Annotated in this window: 22 protein-coding genes; 18 read left to right on the top strand and 4 right to left on the bottom strand. The window is 37.8% G+C overall.

Annotated elements, in window-relative coordinates; genetic code table 11:
- Positions 1–12: 12 nt before the first annotated feature.
- On the top strand, positions 13–1266 hold the full coding sequence (fabF, locus tag U859_RS0121485; RefSeq protein WP_025145352.1) for a beta-ketoacyl-ACP synthase II: 1254 nt from the start codon (positions 13–15) through the stop codon (positions 1264–1266).
- A gap of 94 nt (positions 1267–1360) precedes the next feature.
- A complete protein-coding gene (rnc, locus tag U859_RS0121490; RefSeq protein WP_025145353.1) occupies positions 1361–2089 on the top strand; it encodes a ribonuclease III in 729 nt (242 codons plus the stop codon).
- A 325-nt stretch (positions 2090–2414) separates the two neighbouring features.
- Here the strand turns inward: rnc and U859_RS0121495 are convergent, their stop codons facing one another.
- From U859_RS0121495 to U859_RS0121505, 3 genes are read right to left on the bottom strand one after another with little or no spacing between them, the layout of a single operon-like run.
- Positions 2415–3125: a hypothetical protein gene (locus tag U859_RS0121495; RefSeq protein ID WP_025145354.1), complete on the bottom strand. Its 711-nt coding sequence runs from the start codon at positions 3123–3125 to the stop codon at positions 2415–2417.
- A gap of 7 nt (positions 3126–3132) precedes the next feature.
- Positions 3133–3849, bottom strand: coding sequence for a hypothetical protein (locus U859_RS0121500; protein ID WP_025145355.1), 717 nt, complete (start codon positions 3847–3849; stop codon positions 3133–3135).
- Between the two features lie 4 nt (positions 3850–3853).
- Positions 3854–4567: a hypothetical protein gene (locus U859_RS0121505; protein ID WP_025145356.1), complete on the bottom strand. Its 714-nt coding sequence runs from the start codon at positions 4565–4567 to the stop codon at positions 3854–3856.
- Positions 4568–4637: 70 nt separating this feature from the next.
- Here U859_RS0121505 and U859_RS0121510 point away from each other — a divergent pair, with 70 nt between their 5' ends.
- From U859_RS0121510 to U859_RS0121545, 8 genes are all read left to right on the top strand, one after another.
- Positions 4638–5348 carry a lysophospholipid acyltransferase family protein gene (locus tag U859_RS0121510; protein WP_025145357.1) on the top strand — a complete coding sequence of 237 codons (711 nt, stop codon included), beginning with the start codon at positions 4638–4640 and terminating at the stop codon, positions 5346–5348.
- Positions 5349–5725: 377 nt separating this feature from the next.
- Positions 5726–6589, top strand: coding sequence for a YicC/YloC family endoribonuclease (locus tag U859_RS0121515; RefSeq protein WP_025145358.1), 864 nt, complete (start codon positions 5726–5728; stop codon positions 6587–6589).
- 61 nt (positions 6590–6650) lie between these two features.
- Positions 6651–7217, top strand: a complete 567-nt coding sequence (gmk, locus tag U859_RS0121520; RefSeq protein ID WP_025145359.1) for a guanylate kinase — start codon at positions 6651–6653, stop codon at positions 7215–7217.
- Positions 7218–7253: 36 nt separating this feature from the next.
- Positions 7254–7457 (top strand): DUF2281 domain-containing protein, encoded by a 204-nt coding sequence (locus U859_RS0121525; protein ID WP_025145360.1) that lies wholly within the window; start codon positions 7254–7256, stop codon positions 7455–7457.
- Positions 7457–7840, top strand: coding sequence for a type II toxin-antitoxin system VapC family toxin (locus U859_RS0121530; protein WP_025145361.1), 384 nt, complete (start codon positions 7457–7459; stop codon positions 7838–7840). The genes U859_RS0121525 and U859_RS0121530 overlap by 1 nt, the downstream gene beginning before the upstream one ends.
- Before the next feature lie 146 nt (positions 7841–7986).
- Positions 7987–8559 (top strand): nicotinate (nicotinamide) nucleotide adenylyltransferase, encoded by a 573-nt coding sequence (nadD, locus tag U859_RS0121535; RefSeq protein ID WP_025145362.1) that lies wholly within the window; start codon positions 7987–7989, stop codon positions 8557–8559.
- A gap of 90 nt (positions 8560–8649) precedes the next feature.
- Entirely contained in the window at positions 8650–10383 is a 1734-nt protein-coding gene (locus U859_RS0121540) for a glycoside hydrolase family 3 protein (protein WP_051584750.1), read from the top strand.
- A 195-nt stretch (positions 10384–10578) separates the two neighbouring features.
- The gene (locus tag U859_RS0121545; protein WP_025145364.1) at positions 10579–10788 is read left to right on the top strand and encodes a hypothetical protein; all 210 of its coding nucleotides are present in this window, start codon (positions 10579–10581) and stop codon (positions 10786–10788) included.
- A gap of 94 nt (positions 10789–10882) precedes the next feature.
- Here the strand turns inward: U859_RS0121545 and U859_RS0121550 are convergent, their stop codons facing one another.
- On the bottom strand, positions 10883–11416 hold the full coding sequence (locus U859_RS0121550) for a thioredoxin family protein (RefSeq protein ID WP_025145365.1): 534 nt from the start codon (positions 11414–11416) through the stop codon (positions 10883–10885).
- A 251-nt stretch (positions 11417–11667) separates the two neighbouring features.
- Between U859_RS0121550 and U859_RS0121555 the strand changes: the two genes are divergently transcribed.
- From U859_RS0121555 to U859_RS0121590, 8 genes are all read left to right on the top strand, one after another.
- A complete protein-coding gene (locus tag U859_RS0121555; protein WP_025145366.1) occupies positions 11668–12324 on the top strand; it encodes a TatD family hydrolase in 657 nt (218 codons plus the stop codon).
- Between the two features lie 51 nt (positions 12325–12375).
- On the top strand, positions 12376–13170 hold the full coding sequence (locus U859_RS0121560) for a ThiF family adenylyltransferase (RefSeq protein ID WP_025145367.1): 795 nt from the start codon (positions 12376–12378) through the stop codon (positions 13168–13170).
- A 171-nt stretch (positions 13171–13341) separates the two neighbouring features.
- Positions 13342–13857, top strand: a complete 516-nt coding sequence (locus U859_RS0121565) for an endonuclease domain-containing protein (protein ID WP_025145368.1) — start codon at positions 13342–13344, stop codon at positions 13855–13857.
- A gap of 76 nt (positions 13858–13933) precedes the next feature.
- Positions 13934–17152, top strand: coding sequence for a UvrD-helicase domain-containing protein (locus U859_RS0121570; protein ID WP_025145369.1), 3219 nt, complete (start codon positions 13934–13936; stop codon positions 17150–17152).
- A 1-nt stretch (position 17153) separates the two neighbouring features.
- Positions 17154–18239, top strand: coding sequence for a YhcG family protein (locus U859_RS0121575; protein ID WP_025145370.1), 1086 nt, complete (start codon positions 17154–17156; stop codon positions 18237–18239).
- 10 nt (positions 18240–18249) lie between these two features.
- The gene (locus U859_RS0121580; protein ID WP_025145371.1) at positions 18250–21105 is read left to right on the top strand and encodes a PD-(D/E)XK nuclease family protein; all 2856 of its coding nucleotides are present in this window, start codon (positions 18250–18252) and stop codon (positions 21103–21105) included.
- A 215-nt stretch (positions 21106–21320) separates the two neighbouring features.
- Positions 21321–21878 carry a GNAT family N-acetyltransferase gene (locus tag U859_RS0121585; RefSeq protein WP_025145372.1) on the top strand — a complete coding sequence of 186 codons (558 nt, stop codon included), beginning with the start codon at positions 21321–21323 and terminating at the stop codon, positions 21876–21878.
- A gap of 18 nt (positions 21879–21896) precedes the next feature.
- Positions 21897–22160, top strand: coding sequence for a VOC family protein (locus U859_RS0121590; protein WP_025145373.1), 264 nt, complete (start codon positions 21897–21899; stop codon positions 22158–22160).
- Positions 22161–22280 lie beyond the last annotated feature (120 nt).

The raw sequence follows: 22280 nt of genomic DNA on the forward strand, positions 1-22280 counted from the left end.
TTTTCAGTATAAATGGAATTAAAAAGAGTAGTAGTAACAGGGTTGGGTGCGCTCACTCCTATAGGCAATAATGTTCCCGATTTTTGGGAAGGATTGACTAACGGGGTGAGTGGCGCTGCTCCTATTAAGGGTTTTAACACTGAAAAGTTTAAAACTAAATTCGCTTGCGAGGTAAAAAACTTTAATCCAGAAGACTTTTTGGATAAAAAAGAAGCCCGTAAATTAGATCCGTTTGTACAATATGCTCTTGTATCAACAGAGGAAGCGGTGAAGGACGGTGGTTTTGATTTTGAAAAATTAGATACCAACCGGATCGGTGTAATCTGGGGTGCGGGCATAGGTGGATTAAAAACTTTCCTGGATGAAATTTCAAATTTCGCCAAAGGAGATGGTACGCCAAGGTACAATCCATTTTTTATTCCTAAAATGATTGTAGATATTGCTCCAGGGCATATCTCGATCAAATATGGCTTACGTGGGCCGAATTTTGCAACTGTTTCGGCATGTGCTTCTTCTACCAATGCCATGATTGATGCATTTAACTATATCCGTTTGGGTATGGCAGATGTAATTATCAGCGGAGGTTCTGAAGCGATCATTAACGAAGCAGGTATGGGTGGTTTTAACGCCATGCATGCATTATCAACACGTAACGATGATCCGGCAACGGCATCGCGTCCTTTTGATAAAGACCGTGATGGATTTGTGGCCGGTGAAGGTGCGGGAACCATTATTTTAGAAGAACTTGAACATGCAAAGGCAAGGGGTGCAAAAATTTATGCAGAACTTGTTGGCGGTGGAATGAGTGCCGATGCTAATCACATCACGGCGCCACATCCTGAAGGTTTGGGTGCCAGAATGGTAATGACCAATGCACTAAAAGATGCTGGTTTAACAACTGCTGATATAGATTATATCAATGTTCATGGTACTTCTACCCCATTGGGTGATATTAGTGAAACCAAGGCCATTGGTACATTGTTTGGTGAAGATGCTTATCGTTTAAACATCAGTTCAACCAAATCAATGACGGGTCACCTTTTAGGTGCAGCCGGGGCTATTGAAGCTATTGCAGCAATCCTTTCTGTTAAAAATGATATTGTTCCACCAACAATTAATCACTTTACAGATGATCCTGCATTTGACCCTAAATTGAATTTTACTTTTAACAAAGCGCAAAAACGTACCGTTAGGGCTGCTTTAAGTAATACATTCGGTTTTGGAGGCCACAACGCTTCTGTGATTTTCAAGAAATACGAAGATTAATTTAAAACAGCGCTGCTATATAATTTGTATGCTAATTAAAAATAGATAACTTAGTTAAATATGCTAATTAGCCGTTAATTGTGTTATTTATTTAATGCCGATCTTAAAATTATATAAACTTTATCTTTCTCCCGAAAAGGAGTTTGTTAAAAAGCTGAAAAATATCTTAGGCTTTGTTCCTGGCAATGTTACGCTTTATAAAATGGCGTTCAGGCACCGTTCTGTGGCAAAAGTTTTAAAAAACGGAAGCAGAAGCAGTAACGAACGTTTAGAGTTTCTTGGGGATGCTGTTCTGGGCTCGGTAATAGCCGAGCTGCTTTTTAAACATTATCCATACAAAGAAGAAGGTTTTTTGACTGAAATGCGGTCTAAGATTGTAAACAGGGCTAATTTAAACCAATTGGCAAAGAAAATTGGTTTCGATAAGCTTATACAGTTCGATCAGCGTTCGGTGAGTATACAAACTAAGCACAATTCGATGCTGGGCGATGCTTTTGAAGCTATAGTAGGCGCCATTTACATGGATAAGGGCTATAACTTTACCAAAGAGTTTTTATTACGCAGAATTGTAAAACCGCACATCGATATTCACACTTTAGAACTTACTGAAACCAATTTCAAAAGTAAACTGATTGAATGGTGCCAGCGCCATGGTAAGGATGTAATGTTCGAACTGGCAGAAAATGGCGAGGGCGAAAGCGCTAAACTATTTACCATCAGTGCCGTAGTAGAAGGCGAAAAAGTTGGTACTGGAAGAGATTACAACAAGAAAAATGCAGAGAAATTAGCGGCGGAGAAAGCTTGTGAAGCGTTGAGTATATAGGTTCATTGGTTCAATAGTCATTTGTTTATTGGGGGTATTGGGTTAATTGTTTAAACTGGTTAATCGGTTAATTGTACAGGTGCGTTAAAATTACCGCTAAATGAATTATTCATTGGTTAATTGTTCAAACTGGTTAATCGGTTAACTGAAAAAATTGTTAATTCAGAATTGCTTGATAGTTAGGATTGTTAGGAAATTCGATTAATTGTCGATATGATTTAAAACTTCAGACCTCCGACCCTGGACTTCGGACTTTAGAATCTGCGACCAAAACTCTCAACTCCAAACAGACTCAAGCCTACGGACTAAGGACTCCCGACTAAATCTACTTCCCTTTCCCCAGCGTATCGGTGAACTTCTTCGAAGATTCTTTGATGTATTTAATGTAATCGTAGCTGTTCCAATATTGGGCCTTGTCAAATTCCGGGCGACAGTTTAGCATGTATTTTTCTAGAGTATCGCCCCTTAATTCGGTATTGTTTTTAATGATGCTCTGATTGAAATATACATCGATCTGCGATTGTTTGATCTCATTATCGGCATATCGGCCAAATCTTCGGGCGTTTTTTGGATCGGTACCAAATAAATTATATAATGCGTTTAACGGACTAAATATAGCCGACAAAACCGTCGTTTTACCACCATTATATACCCCCTTATTTTTAAACTCACGTTTAATATCGTCAAGGTCCTGCTTTTTTGTATTTCCTACAATTGTTACATCTGCTAAAGTGGTGCTTCCCCTAACCAGGTAAATTACGAGATCTTTTTCGCTGTTCACTACCACACGCTGATCGATCAGGTCGCGCTTAATAACTAAAAGTGTATCACCAATTTTAGCTTTAAGCTGGAACATACCGATATCGTTACTGCCAACGCCAATTCCGGTACGTAAGTTGGTAATTTCTGATAAGGCAATCCTGATATTTGAGCCCTTTTCGATAACCACACCTCTGATAATAAATTCTTGTGCCTTTGCGATAAAGCCAAGTGAAGTAAGAAGGAAAAGTATGATGGCAAATTTTAAATTTTTCATTGTGTAGCTAATTTGTGTGCTTCAGGGTATCGGTATATTGTTTGGCCGATTCCCTGATGTATTTAACAGCATCGTAATTGTTCCAGTTACTCACCATGCTGCGGGTTGGGTAATAATCAAGCAAAAATTTGTCGAGGTCTTTCCCTTTTAATGTGGTATTATTTGAAACCAGGCTTTTATTGAAGAATTTATCCACTTCCATTAGGCCTAATTCCTTTTTGTAATAACGGTTAAAGTTACGTGCCCTGGTTGGTGTTTTCCCAAATAATTCGTAGAAAAACGTTAACGGACTACCACCGAAGGGATTTAGTAAAATTAATGGAGGTTTACCTTCAAAAAATGATCCATTTCTTTTAAAGTCGCGCTTAACACTTTCCATCTCCTGCTTTTTAGTCTGGCCTTTAACCGTCACCTCTTCAAGCATGGTACTCCCTCTCTGCAAATATACCACCAGATCATCATCGGTATTGATCACCAATTTCTGATCGGTTAAATTTTTCTTTGTAATCAACAAAGTATCACCAATCCTGGCTTTTAGCTGAAACATCCCGATATCATTACTGGTGGCGCCCATTTTACTCCGTAAATTGGTTATCCCAGCTAAAGCAACACGCACATTAGAACCTTTTTCTATCACCACACCTTTCAATACAAAATCCTGAGCTTTAATTTTTAAGCCTTGCATTAAGATGATGAGAAACAGAATAGCTTTTAAAGGTTTCATTTTATTATAATGAGGTGTTTAAAGTATCTAAATACTGTTTTGCCGATTTTTTGATGTAATCAGCGGCATCATAGGTATTCCAGTTTTTAATCTGTTTATGCTTTGGCCTATAATCCAACATAAACTTACTCATTTGCTTTCCAGTTAAACTGGTGTTATTTTTAACCAGGCTGACATTGAAAAACCTGTCTATTTCCAACTCTTTTGTCTCGTTATCATAATAACGGTCAAAACGTTTTGCATTTTTCCGTTCTGCGCTAAACAGCTCCGTTATTGCGGCCAACGGGTAACGCACATAATAAAGCGGGTTTCTCTTTTTACCATAAAAATAAGTTTTCTTACGGTGTTCTAACCTAACAGCTGATAGGTTTTGTTGTTTGTTTTCCGCCTTAATTGTTACATCATCAAGCAGCATATCGGCCCTAACCAGGTTAATAACCAAATCCTGATTGCCAGGCACAATCACATAAATATTATCGAAATGCCTTTTGGTAATCAATAGGGTATCGCCGGGTTTGGCTTTAACCTGAAAGAACCCCATATCGTTACTTCCTACCGCCTGTTTATTATTAATATTGGTTACTACAGCCAATGCAATACGAATCTGAGTTCCTTTTTCTAAAATAACTCCTTTTGCTAATGTAATTTGAGCGAGCGTTTTTTCAGGTAAAATGAACAATAGCAATGAAAGTGATAACATGATCAAAAATGCTTTCATATCTATAAGATATTTTTTGTAAAATTAACATTTGTTAACCTTGCAAACTGTTAAAGAAACGTTAATCCCCATGAGAAAACTATTGGGCGGATTTTATTTACTGTATTCGGCAGTGGTGTTCTTTCTGCTCATGCTCGTAGTTTGCCCTTTTATCATTATCAGTATGGGTATTTTTAACGAGAAAACCGGAAGAAAAATCTCTTTCTATTTTTTAAAATGCTGGGCATGGGGTTTTAGCCTGTTAACTTTCCTGTGGTTTTCGGCAGGAGGAGCAAAGATCGATACCACGAGATCGTATATTTATGTGGGCAATCACAGTTCTTTTTTAGATGCTGTAGCCATTGTAATCTGCATTCCACAGGCTTTTAGTCCGCTTGGGAAGATAGAAATGCTTAAAATTCCGGTATTTGGATGGATTTACAAACGTTTGGTGGTGATGATTGACCGCAGCAGCAGGGAAAGCCGCGACCATTCGGTAGCCGAACTGCGTAAAGATCTGGCTGATGGTCAATCAATTTTGATTTTTCCTGAAGGCACGATGAACAAATCTCAGCTGCCTTTAAATCCATTTTATGATGGTGCATTCCGTTTGGCGATAGAGACACAAACACCTATTTTACCTTTTGCGATATTGAACAGCCGAGCACATTTCCCAAGAACAGATCCATCATTATTGAAGCCCGGATTGATTAAAACAGTATTTGGCGAAGCAATCGAGGTGAAGGGTTTAGTAGCACAGGATCTGGAAGAATTGAAAGCAAAACTTTTAAAGCTATTTTGAGCATATTGGAAAAGTAGCCTCATTTATTATCAGGAAATGAGGGCTCCGGCACTTTTGGCTAAACCTGTCCTGCTGTCCGTTTTATCCCGATGAAAAATCGGGGATGCTCACTCCCATCAGGTTTAAACACTTCGGTATGCACGCTGTGGGGATCAGACCCAAGCCAAAAGCTGCCCACTTTGTACATAAACCCGATTGTAGCGGGCACGGAGTGTAACGTAGTAAAGCTTAAAGCGGGGCTACAGTTCCCGAAGAATTGAGAACATTCGTTTTCAAAATGTCAAGAACACTATTCCCATCTTTTCAATTTTAGCCCCCCCGTACAATATTATTTCTCCTTTCCGCTTAAAACCCTATCTTTGCACATGATAAAATCCATGACAGGATACGGCTTAGCAACAGCCGATTATGCAAATGCAAAGTATAGTGTCGAAATCAAATCGCTCAACAGTAAATTCCTTGAGCTGAATTTAAAATATCCTAAAGCTTTTTCTGATAAAGAACTGATCTTGCGCAACATCTGCAGCAAAGACATCGAACGCGGAAAGGTAAGTTTAAGCATCAATGTAGAACGTACCAATGGTGAAGTTACAGGTGCTACCATTAATACCGCATTGTTAAGCCACTACTACAAACAACTTATTGCCGTTAATAACGAATTAGGCGCTGAGAGCAGCAACTTATTGCAAACGGCATTAACCTTCCCTGATGTAATCAGTTATAAGGAAGAAAGTGTGAGTGAGGATGAGTGGAATCATTTATTCCAGATTTTTACCTCGGCCTTGGCCAATTTCAATAAATTTAGGGAAGACGAAGGTTCAGTTTTAAAGGCTGATTTGGAACTGAGGATTAAAAACATCCTTTCTTATTTTAAATCTGTTGAGGAGCTGGAACCTAAAAGGATTTCGGCTATCCGCGATAAATTTACCCAATTTTTGGATGATGCTGTGGGTAAAGTAAACATCGATCAGAACCGTTTTGAGCAGGAATTGATCTATTACATTGATAAAATAGACATTACGGAAGAAAAAACACGTTTGAAAAGCCACTGCGATTATTTCTTGCAAACTTTGGCAAGCAAAGAGGCAAATGGTAAAAAAATGGGTTTCATCTCGCAGGAAATTGGCCGGGAAATTAATACCATGGGAGCAAAAGCAAATGATGCCCAGATGCAACAGTTTGTTGTGGGTATGAAAGAAGAATTAGAAAAGATAAAAGAACAGTTACTGAATGTGTTGTAGCGTTAGGCGGATAGCGATAAGCGCTTAACGCCATACGCCAATCGCAAAACTTTTAAAAAGCATGCAAGGCAAATTAATCATATTTTCGGCACCATCAGGAGCAGGTAAAACCACTATAGTACATCATTTATTAACGAAATTTCCTGAGCTAAGCTTTTCCATTTCTGCAACAACCCGCGAATTGAGAGGCGCTGAAACACATGAAAACGATTACTATTTTATTAGTAAGGAAGAATTTTTACACAAAGTTGCCCGTCAGGAATTTGTGGAATTTGAAGAGGTTTATAACGGAACTTTTTATGGCACTTTACGTTCAGAGATCGAACGCATCTGGAATGATGGTAAACATGTTATTTTCGATATTGATGTAGAAGGCGGTATCCGTTTAAAAAGAAAATACGAAGAGGACGCACTTGCCATTTTTGTACAGCCACCATCTTTAGAGGTACTGAAAGAACGTTTAAGCGGCCGCGGAACAGATAGCGCAGAAAAATTACAGGAGCGTTTTATCAAAGCGGAGAAAGAATTGCTTTATGCGGATAAGTTTGATGTGATCTTAAAAAATTACGATCTGGCTACAGCTTGCGCAGAAGCAGAAAAATTGGTGGGGGATTTTTTGAAGAAATAGTTTTCTTAAGCGTGCAGAAATCTTTATATTTGATTGATGACTGATATTCAATTATATAGCCAAATATCTTCATTGCCTTCAGACCTGAAGAAGCAAGTGTCTGATTTTGTCTCATCCCTAAAGAAAAAATCGAAAGCCGGTAAAAAACTGAAAGAAAGACAATTTGGCTATGCCAAAGATTTCTTTAAAATGTCTGCCGATTTTGATGAACCATTAGAAGACTTTAAAGATTATATGTAATGCAGTTTCTGTTAGATACGCATACATTTATTTGGTTTATAAATGGAGATTCATCTTTGCCAAATAAGATAATTGATGAAATCAAAAATCTAAAAAATCAATGTTTTATTAGTATTGCCAGTATTTGGGAAATTGCGATAAAATGCAAACTAAATAAGCTTTCTTTAAATGCAGATTTCAATAGAATTTTAGACTTTTTGGATCAGAATCAAATAGAAATATTGCCAATTTCATTCGATCATATTACTAAGCTGAATGAATTAGATTTTCATCATCGTGATCCATTTGATCGGATTTTAATTGCTCAAGGCATCTCAGAAAATTTAACTATTTTAACAAAAGATCAAAACTTTAGCTTTTATAAAACTAAAACACTTTGGTAAATTAATAATATAAATAAATCCGTCATTGTGAACAGTAGCGATGGGAAAAGAGCATAGGATGAAGCAATCTTTTTCGCAAAATAGATTGCTTCGGCTCCCTCAATCCAGCCTCGCAGTGACGATCAATAATATTGAAAACCGTAAACATGAAAACTGGTCTTTTCTTCGGTTCGTATAACCCCATCCATACCGGACATTTAATTATTGCCAATTATATGGCTAATCATACCAAACTTGATGAAGTATGGCTGGTAGTTTCTCCACACAATCCGTTGAAAGATAAAAGTGGTTTAACCAATATGTACGATCGTTTGGAAATGGCAAAGTTAGCTACAGAAAATGCAGAGCATATTCGCGTGAGTGATATTGAATTTGCGTTGCCACAGCCTTCGTATACTATTGATACTTTAACTTATCTCCAAGAAAAATACCCGGAAAAGGAATTTGTACTGATCATGGGCGCTGATAACCTTGTTTCATTTAAAAAATGGAAAAACTACGCGGTGCTGTTAAAAAACTACCATATTTACGTGTATCCACGCCCGGGTGCAGATGTAAGCGAATGGGACAACCATCCTGCAATTACTTTTACCAGTACTCCTTTAATGGAAATATCCTCAACCTTTATCCGCAGGGCCATTAAAGAGAAAAAAAATGTACAGTTTTTCCTTCCTGATAAAGTAATCGACTTCATAGAGGGTAAAGGGATGTACAAATAGCATCTAACTTTGCCGCCATAAATCAACAGGCTTACAACAAATTGTATTAAATCGATTACTTGGATTGGTTTTTGTTTAATTAGCCTTTAGATGATTAATTTAGCAGCTGATACAACAAAACACGTGAGAAGAAATTTATTTATACTGATTGCCCTCTGCGGCACTGCATTTTCTGTAAGTGCACAACAAAAAACCTATTTAGAATTACTGGCCAACCAACCGAAATGGGTGGATTCGGTTTTTAACAGACTTAACCGCCGGGAGCGTATTGCACAGCTATTTTTTGTGCGGGCGCACACCAATCTGGGTAAAAAATACACCGATTCAGTTGGTCAGGTGATTAAAAAAGAGCAATTGGGCGGGGTAATCTTTTTCCAGGGCGGTCCGGGCAGGCAGGTTTTAGCGACTAATGCCTATCAAAAACTGAGCAGGGTACCTTTAATTGTGGCAAACGATGGTGAATGGGGTTTGGGTATGCGTTTGGATAGTACCATTTCGTATCCTTATCAAATGACTTTGGGCGCCATTCAAAACAAAGAATTATTGTACAAAATGGGCCTTGAAGTGGCTAAAGATTACAAGCGTATGGGTATGCAGATGAATTTAGCCCCTGACGCCGATATCAATAACAACCCAAAAAATCCCGTAATCAATTACCGTTCTTTTGGCGAAAATAAATACAATGTAGCTACTAAGGTTGCCGCTTATATGAAAGGTATGCAGGATGGCGGTTTATTAACCACATTGAAACATTTCCCTGGCCATGGTGATACCGATGTAGACTCGCACTTTGATCTGCCTCAATTGACTTTTTCGGCTACACGCTTGGATACGTTAGAAATGTATCCTTTTAAAGAGCTGATTAAACAAGGTGCTTCCGGGGTAATGATTGCCCACATGAACATTCCTTCCTTAGATGCCACACCAAACTTACCTTCTACCCTATCCAAACCCATCGTAACTGGCATTTTAAAGCAGAAATTAGGCTTCAAAGGTTTAATCATTTCTGATGCAATGGACATGAAAGGCGTTGTAAAATATTTCAAAGATGGTGAAGCTGATTTAATGGGTATTATAGCCGGAAACGATATTATAGAACTTTCAGAAAACAGCGACAGGGCCATTAAACTGGTTCGTAAAGCCGTAAGGCAAGATCGCGTGAGCATGGCCGAAATTGACCAAAGCGTACGTAAGATCTTAACTGCAAAATATTGGGCTGGTTTAGCTAAACGCGATACGATTGTAACGCAGGGTGTTGTTGCAGGTGTAAACCGCAACTCGAGCAATGCTTTGGTACAAGAACTCGCCAATGCATCAGTAACCTTGTTAAAAGGTAAAGATTATATCAAGCGCCTTATTCCAATCAGAAGAACAGCCATAATCAGCATTGGCGTACCTTCGGTTACCACTTTCCAGAAAGAAGTTTCTAAAGGCTATTACAACTCTGTTTATTATGTGTTGGATAAAGATGCTAGCGCCACACAGATTTCGAACATTGCCCGCGAAATCGGTGCATTTGATCAGGTGATTGTGGGTATTCACGATAACCGATCGAGACCAGCAAATAACATTCCTCTAAATGCTGGTGTAAAAAACTTTATCAAAGAATTATCGGCCAAAAATGCGGTCTTTGCTTTGTTTGCCAATCCGTATAACCTGGCTGGCTTATCGGGTTTAGAAAACAGCAAAGGTTTGGTTGTAGCTTATCAGAGAGAAGATTTTATGCAGATTTCTGCAGCAGCTGTGATCAATAACAGATTAGTACCAACAGGTAAATTACCGGTTAGTGTGGCTCCGTTTTATAAATTTGGGGAAGGGTTTTAATTGTTCACCACAAAGGCACGAAGACACAAAGAATTAGTATTGTCATTCTGAGCGCAGCGAAGAATCCTTTACCAAGAAGAACTGAATATTACGTCATAAGTCTTTCAGCTTTAGTCTTTGAACTTTTGCCTTTCAGCTTTTTCTTAAAACAATTTCGCCTTCAAAATGATTATCTAATGATAAAACCTCAATGTTATGATAGATCCAGAAGATGACAATTATTCAAATGATCCGAACGATGCTTTGCGCAGAGAAGACGACGTAGAAAATATCAATGAAATTAGTGGCGACGATACCAGTATTGAACATGATAAAGATTTGCTGGAACAAGCCGATGAAGCTTCAAGAGCCTCTTATGAGCTAAACCTCGATGATGAGACAGACGAAGATGAACTAGACGATTAACAAGAAAGCCGTTCCGATTTACATCCGAACGGCTTTTTTTATTTCTTTAAGCTGCCTCGTTTTACCTTATGCCTTAAACCTTCCGCCCTATACCTTATTTAGCTTTCGCTTTATAAGTTTCAGGATTTACAGCAGTGGTGGTCCAGCCTTTTAAAAATGAAGTAATTTTTTTAACGTCGTGTCCAACTTTCTTTTTACCATTGGCAGCAACTTCATCCGTTTCTAAATAAGATGAATTTTCAATGTGTAATACTTTTCCTTTGCCGTCTAAAATTAAAAATACCGGGAAACCAAAACGTTGAGGATATCCTAAGCTCGCCAACACACTTTCGTTTTTATTCTCAGGACTGTAATTAACCAAAACGGTTTCAAAATTATCGTTGATGTATTTTTTCAATGTAGCGGTGCTGTCAACCAGGTTATGGAATGCGATACACCAGCTGCACCAGTTACCGCCAACCTGCAATAAAACATGCTTATTTTCCTTAGCCGCTTTTGCAACCGCAGAGGCAATTTCTGCTTTAGCATCGGCCTGTGGATTATAGATATGAACACCTTCTTTTTTCGCCTGACTAAAAGCTGCAGTCGAAATCAACACAGCAGTTAATAAAATGAGTAATCTTTTCATGATTTTTTAGAATAATAATAGCAAATGTAATAAAGTCTAGTAATGTTATAGATTATTTAGCAAATTCTTTACAGAGCGTAAACATTGGTCATTTTCTGTGCTGTCAGATGTTACCATCTGACAAACTACTAAATTAACAGTAAAAGGTAGCAACTCCATTGATTCAAAATTATTTTTTAAAGTGTCAGATAGAAATATCTAACACCACGACTAAACCTCCTTCCCCACCAAAACATTATCTTTACCTCGCAATGGATTTCCTAGACATACATACCCACAAAGTTGCCACCCAACCTGGAGTAATCAGCATTCAAAGTTTGTCGTTAACCAGCGATATCTTTTTAGCAATGCCTAAAACCAAACCAATTTCGGTTGGGCTGCATCCCTGGTTTGCTAAAATTGATCAGCTCGAACTGCAAATGAAATACCTAAGTGTTGTGGCCAATCAAACAAATGTAAAACAGATTGGTGAGTGTGGTTTAGACCGGCTTAGGGGTGAAAAACTGGAAAACCAGCTCATTATTCTGGAAAAACAGATCGAGCTGGCAGAAAAAATCAATAAACCCCTGATTTTACATTGTGTTAAATGCTTTTCGGAGTTAATTGCCATTAAAGAACGATTAAAAGTTAAAGTACCGATGATTATCCACGGTTTTAACAAAAACGAACAGCTTGGTCAACAGCTATTAGATAAAGGATTCCTTCTTTCTTTCGGAATTGCAGCCTTAAAGGAAAATTCTAGCGCAGCTAAGCTGATTCAAAGTACTGATCAATTTTTCTTAGAAACTGATGATGCTGATATTTCGATTAAAGAAATTTATCAAACTGCAGCCATTTTAAAAAAATGTACAGTGGATGAACTTAAAGCTCGTATTTTTGCTGACTGTAAAAATTTGAATTTAATATAGACTTGTCATTCTGAGCCTGTCGAAGAATAATGCAGTCAAATACACGAAAATATGTCTGATGTTAGCTGGCTTTCGCGCTCTGCCCTCCTTGTAGGAAATGATGGAATAGATAAACTCCAATCAAAACACGTTTTGGTAATTGGTTTAGGCGGCGTAGGTTCTTTTGCTGCCGAATTTATCTGTCGTTCTGGCATTGGCGAAATGACTATTGTTGATGGCGACGTGGTCGATCCAACCAACCGGAACAGGCAACTGCCAGCCCTGGCAACCAATCATGGTGTAAGTAAAGCGGCAATTATGCAGGAACGTTTACTGGCTATTAATCCTGAATTAAAACTTCATGTGGTAAATACCTTTCTTACACCCGAAAAGTGCAGGGAAATTTTAGAATCAAAATTCGATTATATTATGGATTGCATTGATAGTGTAATGCCAAAAATCACATTGCTATCTACCGCCCTTGAAAAAAATATTCCAATTGTAAGTTCAATGGGTGCAGGGGGTAAAATGGATCCGACGAGATTGAGAATTACACTTCTTCCTGATACTTATCAATGCGTATTTGCCAGTTACGTGCGTAAAAGGTTGAATAAGCTTGAAAATGCAAGTAAAATCAAAGCTGTTTTCTCCACAGAAGAAATGGATAAAAACTCCATGATCATGACTGATGGAAGTAATTTCAAACGTTCTGCTTATGGTACAGTTTCTTACCTTCCTGCGGCATTTGGCGGTGCATGCGCATCTGTGGTCATCCGCGATTTGCTTGGCCTGCCCATCGAAATGGCCGAACGCCCGGCAAGGATCAGTCATAAAACACTCAATAAAAAGAAGAAGAAAAAACCGTAAATGGGTTGGAATGTTGATATCATGATTTCGGGAAAATTTTAAATTGTTGTAAGTTAGGGTAAGATAAGTGATTAGGTGTAACAATGGCTAACCACCGCATCGTTACAATAAACTAATGACCACCCCGCCCTGCGGGCACCCCTCCAAAGGGGGGGGAATAACCTAACTAAAATGCAAAAGAAAACTAACACCCCTGCCGGTTTAGGCACCCAGCATTCCCCTCTTTCAGAGGGGTGTCCGCAGGACGGGGTGTTAAAAAAGAATTTGCAAAATGAAATTGTAGTAAATGGCACAACTTTAACCGCAATACCTATTACTGATTTACCTTATCAACCCCGATTAAAAGAGAGAGCAAAAGCACTTCGGCAAGCAGGAAATTTACCAGAAGTCTTATTTTGGATGCAGGTAACTAAAAAGCGATTTCATAAAATAGATTTCGACAGGCAGCGTATAATCGGAAATTACATCGTTGATTTTTATATCAAGCGGCTTGGTTTAGTAATAGAAATTGATGGCTGTAGTCACGATGATAAACAAGTTTATGATAAATTGAGAGAAGAATATTTAATTTCATTAGGATTAAAAATATATCGGATTACGGTTGATGATGTCATGAAACAAATGGATTTTGTAATTATGGGTTTGGAAGAGTATATTATTAGAGAATATGGAAAGCAACGATCCTAAACATTAATTAAAAGAGATTAAACCACCCCGCCCTGCGGGCACCTCCCGATAAATCGGGAGAAATAAATAACATATTATGCCCCAACCCCTCAAAATTCTTCAGGCCTCCGCAGGTTCCGGTAAAACGTTCAGTCTTACTGCTCATTACCTCACTTTGCTGTTTAGTGGCGACAATAAATACCGCGAAATTTTAGCGGTAACCTTTACCAACAAGGCTACTGAAGAAATGAAAACCAGAATTTTGGAGGTACTGCTTGGACTCGCAAAGGGCAATCCATCAAAAAAAATTGAAGACTATCGGAAATTGATTTTACTCGCCTATCCGATATTAAGCCCGCAGGAACTACAATTTAAAGCAGATAAGATTTACCGAAAGATTCTGCACGATTACAGCCGTTTTTCGGTGAGCACTATTGATGGTTTCGTACAGAAAGTGATCCGCGGCTTTGCATTCGAACTGGGACTTAACGCCGATTATAATTTAGAAATGAATTATGACAAGGTGAAAGATGATCTCGTAAACAAACTAGATGAAGCTTTAGATCATAATAAACAGCTTTTGCAATGGATCATTGACCTGGCCATCGAGCGCATCAGTGATAACAAAAGCTGGAATTATAAATTCGAACTCTATAACCTGATCGGCGAAATATTTTCTGAACGTTTCCAGATTTTTGAAGATGCGGTTAGTGCTTTAGGCTTAGAAAATATCGACGAATTATTTAAAAAATATATCAGTGTTACCAAGGCAGAAATCAAAAACTTTGAAGAGGAACTGATTTCCCTGGCAACTGAAGCAAACGAAGCATTGAACGTAATCGGTGTAGAAACCGAACACTTGAAAGGGAAATCAAGAAGTCCGTTGGCTAAAATTATTTTAGTCGCCAGAGGCGATTTTTCTAAAGTAGAACCCCTTTTCAATTTAATTGACGAGCCGGATGAGTGGTTTCAAAAAAATGCTAATTTCCCCGAAGCTTATGATACGGTAAATCCCATTCTTCAAAAGTTAAAAACGCATTATTTAACGCATTTACCAAATTACAGTCTGGCTATTGCCTTTAATAAAAACCTCTACTATTTAAGGTTGATGCAGGAAATTGCGGTACTTTTGAAAGAATATAGGGCCGAAAACGATAACCTGCTCATCAGCGATGCGCAAAAACTAATTTCGGGAATTACCGAAGATGCGGGAGATAATCCTTCCTTTATTTGGGAAAAAGTAGGCAACCGATACCGTAATTTCTTGTTTGACGAGTTTCAGGATACCTCTACCAGTCAGTGGGGAAGTTTTAAATCATTGTTAACCAATGCGATGGCTACGCCGAGTCAGGATCTGATCGATCACCTGATTGTTGGCGATACTAAACAATCCATTTACCGCTGGCGTAATGGCGACTGGAATATCCTGCATAAACACGCCAAGCTTGATGTTGGTGCAGAAAATGTACTCGAAGAAAGTTTGGAAGAAAATTACAGAAGTGCAGAAAACATCATCACTTTCAATAATTTCCTTTACAAAGCCATTCCAATTACCTTGCAGAATGAGCTGAATGAAAATCTGGCCACTAAACCCGAAAGCATTTCCAAATGGTGGCAAGAGCAGCAATATCAACAGATCATTACTGATATTTATAGTGGTTCTACCCAAAATTTTGCAACCAATACGCTAAAAGGCGGAACGATAAAAATTAAAAAATTTGGTAAAGATCATGCACCAAATGAAGCTCGTTTTACAGAAACTGTTTTTAGGGATATTGCCTTAGACGATATTGTTGAAGAAATAAATTACCTCAAAAATGAGCAGCAATATGCGCTAAAAGATATTGCAATTTTGGTACGCTCCAACAGTGAAGCTTTATTAACGGTTAAAAAATTAATGGAGCATAAATTGCCTGTTTTGTCGGGTGATGCTTTATTAATCTCGAACAACTCAGCTATACAACTCATCATTAACACCTTAAAAGTACTGATCGGTTTAGAAACGCAAACGGCTCTGTACAAAGCCAATTGTATTGCACTTTACCATTCTTTGCACGATAAAGAGATTGATGCCAATTATTATCTCAACCTCACCAATAAACCTTTAAGCACGCTTACCGCGGTTTTACCCGTTGCTTTGTGCGAAAACTGGCAAAGCTGGCTGCAGCTTCCGCTACCAGAGTTGGTGGAGATTTTAATTGAAAGCTACGGTTTAAAAAACTTAACTGCCAACCTACCCTATCTGTTAGCATTTAGAGACCTAACCGCTTCTGCCGGAAAACTTGGCGAAAAAGGCATCATTTCATTTTTAACCTGGTGGGAAGAAGACGGTATTAAAAAATCATTGCCTTCACCAGAAGGTGCTGATGCCATACAGATCATTACCATCCACAAATCAAAAGGATTAGCCTTTAGGGCTGTTTTTGTACCTTTTTGCAATTGGGAAATTAAAGGTAAGCCTAATGGTACTTTCTGGGTTTCTTCTGAAGAAACAGTTTATAAAGAGTTGAAAGGAATTCCATTAAAATACAATGAAGCCCTGGCCGATTCAGCGATTTCGAAAGCGTATTACGAAGAGCTTCTCTACAATAATATGGACGCGCTGAATATGCTTTATGTAGCCACCACGCGTTCTAAAGATTATTTGTATATCGCCACGATGGCTAAAAAGGAATTGAAACTATCTAACATGGGTGATGTAATCAATTTCACATTCGATGAGCAGTTTGATGAAAATGGCGTGTATGAAATTATTGAAAATGTAACTGTTGAAAATAAAACAGAAGAATCTAATTTCATTAATTTAAATAGTTACCCAACCACAACCCGTTTGTCGGAACTCTATGTCCCCTCAGCAGAAAAACATTTAAAACACCTGGTTAACATTGAAAAATCAGGCAGAAAAGGTTCCTTATTACACGATATCCTTGCCAGTGCCAGTAATAAAAAAGAAGTTGAAGATTATACGATAAACCTGCTTTTACAGGGCATTATTAAAGAAGAAGAAAAGCAGAAATTAATTGATTCAGCACTTGAAGTATTAAACAACCCCGAGCTTAAAGAAATTTTAGATAAAGCAAGCGAAAGCATTGTAGAAAAAAACATCATCGATGCCAATGGAAAGCTTCACCGCCCCGATCGGGTATTGATCAACGCAGATGAAGTGATTATCCTCGATTATAAATTTACTTTGGAAGAAAGCGACAAACACATCGAGCAGGTAAATAATTACAAAATTTTACTTACAGAAATGGGCTATCAAAATATTAAAACCTATCTTTTTTACGCGGTTAAAGGCAAATTGAAATTAGTATAATATGGAAAAAGCAAACGATTTATACGGCAACATATTAAATATACTGAAAAGATATAGAACCGATGCTTACCGAGCGGTTAATACGGCTATGGTGATTTCCTATTGGCAGATTGGGAAAGAAATAGTAGAAAATGAGCAGGAGGGGAATGTAAAAGCGACTTATGGAAAAGAAGTTATTAAAACATTGTCAAAAAAACTATCTTCAGAATTTGGCAAAGGTTTCTCTGTAGCAACTTTAGAAAGTTTCAGAAAATTCTACCTTATCTATTCAGATATTGAAAACTCAAATAATCCAATTTCCTACGCACTGCGTAGGAAATTAGAAACCACTGATAATCAACAAAATGAAATATCGTACGCACTGAGTAGCAATTTGAGCTGGACACATCACCGACTAATCATGAGGGTTGATGACGCGCAGGCAAGGGCATATTATTTAAGTGAAGCAGAAAGCCAGCAATGGAGCTCAAGGGAACTGGAAAGAAATATTAATTCATCATATTTTCAAAGGTTACTATCTAATCAGAAAGAATCAAAACCTGTCATTAATGAAGTACAGCTTTCTGAAAATTTCATTAAAGACCCCTATGTTTTAGAATTTCTAAAAATAGAAGAACCTTCAACACTAAATGAGAAAGAAATAGAAATCAGGATAATTAATCATCTTCAGCAATTTTTATTAGAGCTGGGCAAAGGCTTTTCTTTTGTAGGCAGACAGTTTAGAATAAGTACCGAAACCAGCCATTTTTATATTGATCTGGTTTTCTACAATTATATCCTTAAATGTTTTGTGTTATTTGATTTAAAAACCAATAAACTTACCCATCAGGATGTTGGTCAAATGGATATGTATATCAAAATGTTTGATGATTTAAAGAAACAGGAAAATGATAATCCAACAATCGGCATTATTCTTTGCACCGATAAAGAAGAAACTGTTGTTAAATATTCGATGTTGAAAGATAGTAAACAGTTATTCGCGTCAAAATACCAGATGTACTTGCCTACAGAGAAACAGCTGGCAGATTGGATTGAAAACGATAAAGCAATTATCGAATTGCAATTAAAAAACCAGGGCAACGATTAAAACGCCATACATGAAACCATTTTTACAGGAAGTTGCCGAAGATTTAGTTGCCCGTTTTGGAAATCAGCTGGAAAACTATGCCATTGTTTTTAACAACAAACGCCCGTCTGCGTATTTGCAGAAACATTTTGCCGATATTATTGGCAAACCGTTTTTCAGTCCGTCGTTTTTTACCATACAGGAATTCTTCGCCAGTTCTACCAGTTATAAAATAGCCGATTTTTACCTGCAGTTTTTCACCCTTCACAGAATTTATAACCAACTGCTTGCGGAAGAGAAACTCGAAAATATATCGAGCCACAAGTTTTTTCCTTTAGCCAAGATTATTCTGAGCGATTTTAACCAGATTGATGCCGACTTGGTAGATGCAGAAAAGTTATACCGTGATTTGGAAGACATTTCGGTAATCAATAAAGATTTTGATTATTTAAGTGCCGAGCAATACGAGTTTCTTGCACAGTTCTGGACATCCTATTCGGAAGGGAAACATAAAAAACAGCAGGAACTGTTCATCAAGATGTGGCGAAGGATGCCCAAGCTTTACCACAAATACCATACTACGCTTAAAGAGCAGGGTTATTTAACCAATGGTTCGGTTTACCGCTATCTGGCGAATGATATTACCAACCATCAGGAATTTATTTCCAATTTTGATAAAGGGAAGATTATTTTCGTCGGTTTTAATGCTTTGAGCAGTGCCGAGGCTAAAATATTTACCCAGTTACAGGAAACCGGTAAAGCATTGTTTTATTTTGATGCCGACACTTATTATTTAGACGATGTTTCGCAGGAGGCAGGTTTGTTTTTGCGCAAAAACATCAACCAGCTTGGATTGAAAAACGAATTTGCAGGGCAGGAAAGTTTAATGAAATCTGCCCCACACCATGTAAATGTTTTTAAGGTTCAGGGACAATCGGCACAGGCTAAAATCCTGAACAATATTTTAGCCGAAGATTATACCGCAGCCGAAACTATTGGAAAAACAGTAGTTGTTTTGGCTGATGAAAGCCTGTTGATTCCGACACTGCAAACCATCCCGACGGTGTTAAATGGAAAAGAAATTGACCTCAATGTAACTATGGGTTTTGCCCTCTCCACCTCAAGCATTTTTGGCCTGGTTGATTTATGGTTAGGGAGTCAGCTGGAGATTTTACAGCGGGACAAAGTAAGTTACAAAAATGTAGAAGCTTTTTTAACCCATCCCTTAACAGGCCTTACCCAAAAAATGCGGGATAAAATTTTGACCGCATTGCTGGAAGAAAACCAGGTGGAGATCGACCATAAACGTTTATTACGCCAAAGTGGCCTGTTTGAAACTTTTTATAAAAAAATCGATGATCCGCAGCATGTAGTCACCAATTTACTGGATGTGCTGGATTATGTATTAACACGATTATCTAATGCCAAAACGCTCAAAAAAATCGATGCAGAACTGTTTGTAAAAACGATACAGGAGTTAAACCGTTTGCACGATACCTTTAGCAACCACATCGGTAAAGAAGAAATTCCTTTTGTAATTTACCTCGTTCAAAAATCGCTGCAGGCCATTGCAGTGCCGCTTTCAGGAGATCCACTGAACGGAATACAAGTAATGGGATTACTAGAAACCCGGAACTTAAATTTTGATAAAGTGGTAATTTTAGGTTTCAATGAAGGTATTATTCCAAAATCATCTATTGGTAATAGTTTTATTCCTGATTCCATCCGCCGTGTTTATGGTCTTCCTGTCCTTGAAAATCTGGATGCCATTTCCTCTTACATGGTATACCGTCTATTACAGAGAGCAAAGAATATCAATTTTGTCTATAATAGCTTAACAGATGAATCTACTTCAGGCGAAGCCAGCAGGATTTTAAAGCAGCTTGAGTACGAAAGTGGTTTCGATTTCAACTATAACGAACTTAATCTCGAAGTAAAAACAGAACCTTTTAAGGAAGTCAAGATCGAAAAGACCAATAATGCCTTTATCCAGGAAACACTTCAAAAATACCTCGATAAAAAGAAGGTGCTTTCGCCATCGGCACTTACGCAATATATTTCCAATCCGATAGATTTCTTTTTCAATTACATTGCAGGTATTAAAGAACCCAAAGAAATCAGTGCAGTGGTGGAAGCCAACGAAATCGGTTCGATTTTGCACAAAGTGATGGAATATTTTTATGAGGATTTAAGATCTGCAGAAATTACAGCAGAACGGATTAAAGAAAAAAGAAAACAAATTCCTGCATTAATACAAAAAGGCTTTAATGCCGTGATGTTCAAAAATCCTGATACGGTAATGGAGTATAAGGGCATGCAAAAGGTAATTTTATCGATTGTTGATGCATATGTAAACATTATTTTAAATCAGGACGAATCCCAAGCACCATTCAACATCATCAGTCTCGAACAAAAAGTAGAAGCAGAGATTAGTTTCCCTCTAAAAGGAAAAGAAGCCAGCGTGAAGATATTTGGTTTTATCGATCGTGTGGATCTAAAAGATGGAGTAACCAAAATTATCGATTACAAAACCGGAAGCGATAAGTTAACCTTTAAAGATATACCTGAGTTGTTCAATTCAGATGGAAAGCACATCAACAAGGCTTTAATCCAAACCTTATTGTACACCTATGCTTATGAACAATTCTCGGGGAAAACTTTTGTAGAGCCCAATTTATATGTGGTAAAAACCATGAGTGTAGATGGCGTTTGGTTTAAATCAGGCAGGCAAAATTTATCAGGTGCCTATTTAGAAGAAATTAAGCCTGAATTTCTTGCCGAATTAAGAAAAAAACTGACCGAACTCTTCGAAGCGCCTTATTTTGTAGCCAGCGCGGTTGAGGATAACTACAAATATTCTATTTATAAAACTTTGTTTGGGAAATAGGTAAATCATATAAATAAATCGTCATTGCGAGGCGGCTTTTTCAGCCAACGAAGCAATCTTACAACGATCGCTGCTAACCCGAAAGCATTAAGATTGCTTCGTGCCTCGCAATGACGACCAACAAAAAACTTCTTAAACTAAAGAGGTTAACTATCCCAATATGAAAAATTAAAACTTTTTGCTTTGGTCTTTTACCTTTAAGCTTATCTTTAAAAATGCTAACCTTAAATTTCACAAAATTCCCCGTACTCGAAACCGAACGTTTAATCCTTCGCGAACACGATCTTGGTGATGCTGAAGCACTTTTTGCCATGCGCACCAATGAAATGGTAATGAAATACATCGATAGGGAAAGACCAAAAGATATTTTTGAAATCAAAGATTTTATTTCCCGTTTCAGGAATGGCTATGAAAATGGCGACAACCTGGCCTGGGTAATTGCTTTAAAAGAAAACCCCAACCAGATGATTGGCTCTGTAGGTTATTGGCGAACCGATTTTGCCAACCACCGTGCAGAAATAGGTTATATGCTCCACCCTGATTACTGGAGACAGGGAATTATAGCTGAAGCCTTAAAAAGATCAATTGATTTTGGTTTTAAAGAGGTTAACCTGCATACCATCAGTGCAAACATCAATGTAGGAAACGATGCATCAAGGCAAATGCTAATTAAACATGGCTTTGTAAAAGAAGCGCATTTTAAACAAGATTATTATTTTAGAGACCAGTTTCTGGATAGCGAGATTTATGGCTTATTAAATCCAAATCATTAAATTATAATCCTAACTAAAATGCTTAAAACCGCAACACCAATTCTCGCCTCGTTAAATGCTGATGAAACCATCAAATTCTATACAGAAAAACTCGGTTTCACTTTTCATAACAATTGGGATGGCTATGTTATTTTCAGTAAAGATGATATCAGTATACACCTGTGGCCAACTGATGATGAAAACATCCCTAAAAATACGGGCTGTTATATCTACGTTACAGCTGTTGACGAACTTTATGCCGAATATACCGAACAAGGTATTGTTCACCCGACGGGAAGTTAAAAAATATGCCCTGGGGCATGCGCCAGTTTTCTATTTTAGATAATAGCGGCAATATTATTCATTTTGAATAAGATATTTCGGAAAAAGCATAAGCTTTAATACAAAAAGCTTAACAAAAAG

It is taken from the genome of Pedobacter jeongneungensis, from assembly GCF_000633455.1.
Taxonomy (GTDB): Bacteria; Bacteroidota; Bacteroidia; order Sphingobacteriales; family Sphingobacteriaceae; genus Pedobacter; species Pedobacter jeongneungensis_A.

Coding starts and splice junctions, on each gene's coding strand:
- fabF (WP_025145352.1), top strand. CDS start 13: ATGGAATTAAAAAGAGTAGTAGTAACAGGGTTGGGTGCGCTCACTCCT.
- rnc (WP_025145353.1), top strand. CDS start 1,361: ATGCCGATCTTAAAATTATATAAACTTTATCTTTCTCCCGAAAAGGAG.
- U859_RS0121495 (WP_025145354.1), bottom strand. CDS start 3,125: ATGAAAAATTTAAAATTTGCCATCATACTTTTCCTTCTTACTTCACTT.
- U859_RS0121500 (WP_025145355.1), bottom strand. CDS start 3,849: ATGAAACCTTTAAAAGCTATTCTGTTTCTCATCATCTTAATGCAAGGC.
- U859_RS0121505 (WP_025145356.1), bottom strand. CDS start 4,567: ATGAAAGCATTTTTGATCATGTTATCACTTTCATTGCTATTGTTCATT.
- U859_RS0121510 (WP_025145357.1), top strand. CDS start 4,638: ATGAGAAAACTATTGGGCGGATTTTATTTACTGTATTCGGCAGTGGTG.
- U859_RS0121515 (WP_025145358.1), top strand. CDS start 5,726: ATGACAGGATACGGCTTAGCAACAGCCGATTATGCAAATGCAAAGTAT.
- gmk (WP_025145359.1), top strand. CDS start 6,651: ATGCAAGGCAAATTAATCATATTTTCGGCACCATCAGGAGCAGGTAAA.
- U859_RS0121525 (WP_025145360.1), top strand. CDS start 7,254: ATGACTGATATTCAATTATATAGCCAAATATCTTCATTGCCTTCAGAC.
- U859_RS0121530 (WP_025145361.1), top strand. CDS start 7,457: ATGCAGTTTCTGTTAGATACGCATACATTTATTTGGTTTATAAATGGA.
- nadD (WP_025145362.1), top strand. CDS start 7,987: ATGAAAACTGGTCTTTTCTTCGGTTCGTATAACCCCATCCATACCGGA.
- U859_RS0121540 (WP_051584750.1), top strand. CDS start 8,650: ATGATTAATTTAGCAGCTGATACAACAAAACACGTGAGAAGAAATTTA.
- U859_RS0121545 (WP_025145364.1), top strand. CDS start 10,579: ATGATAGATCCAGAAGATGACAATTATTCAAATGATCCGAACGATGCT.
- U859_RS0121550 (WP_025145365.1), bottom strand. CDS start 11,416: ATGAAAAGATTACTCATTTTATTAACTGCTGTGTTGATTTCGACTGCA.
- U859_RS0121555 (WP_025145366.1), top strand. CDS start 11,668: ATGGATTTCCTAGACATACATACCCACAAAGTTGCCACCCAACCTGGA.
- U859_RS0121560 (WP_025145367.1), top strand. CDS start 12,376: ATGTCTGATGTTAGCTGGCTTTCGCGCTCTGCCCTCCTTGTAGGAAAT.
- U859_RS0121565 (WP_025145368.1), top strand. CDS start 13,342: ATGCAAAAGAAAACTAACACCCCTGCCGGTTTAGGCACCCAGCATTCC.
- U859_RS0121570 (WP_025145369.1), top strand. CDS start 13,934: ATGCCCCAACCCCTCAAAATTCTTCAGGCCTCCGCAGGTTCCGGTAAA.
- U859_RS0121575 (WP_025145370.1), top strand. CDS start 17,154: ATGGAAAAAGCAAACGATTTATACGGCAACATATTAAATATACTGAAA.
- U859_RS0121580 (WP_025145371.1), top strand. CDS start 18,250: ATGAAACCATTTTTACAGGAAGTTGCCGAAGATTTAGTTGCCCGTTTT.
- U859_RS0121585 (WP_025145372.1), top strand. CDS start 21,321: ATGCTAACCTTAAATTTCACAAAATTCCCCGTACTCGAAACCGAACGT.
- U859_RS0121590 (WP_025145373.1), top strand. CDS start 21,897: ATGCTTAAAACCGCAACACCAATTCTCGCCTCGTTAAATGCTGATGAA.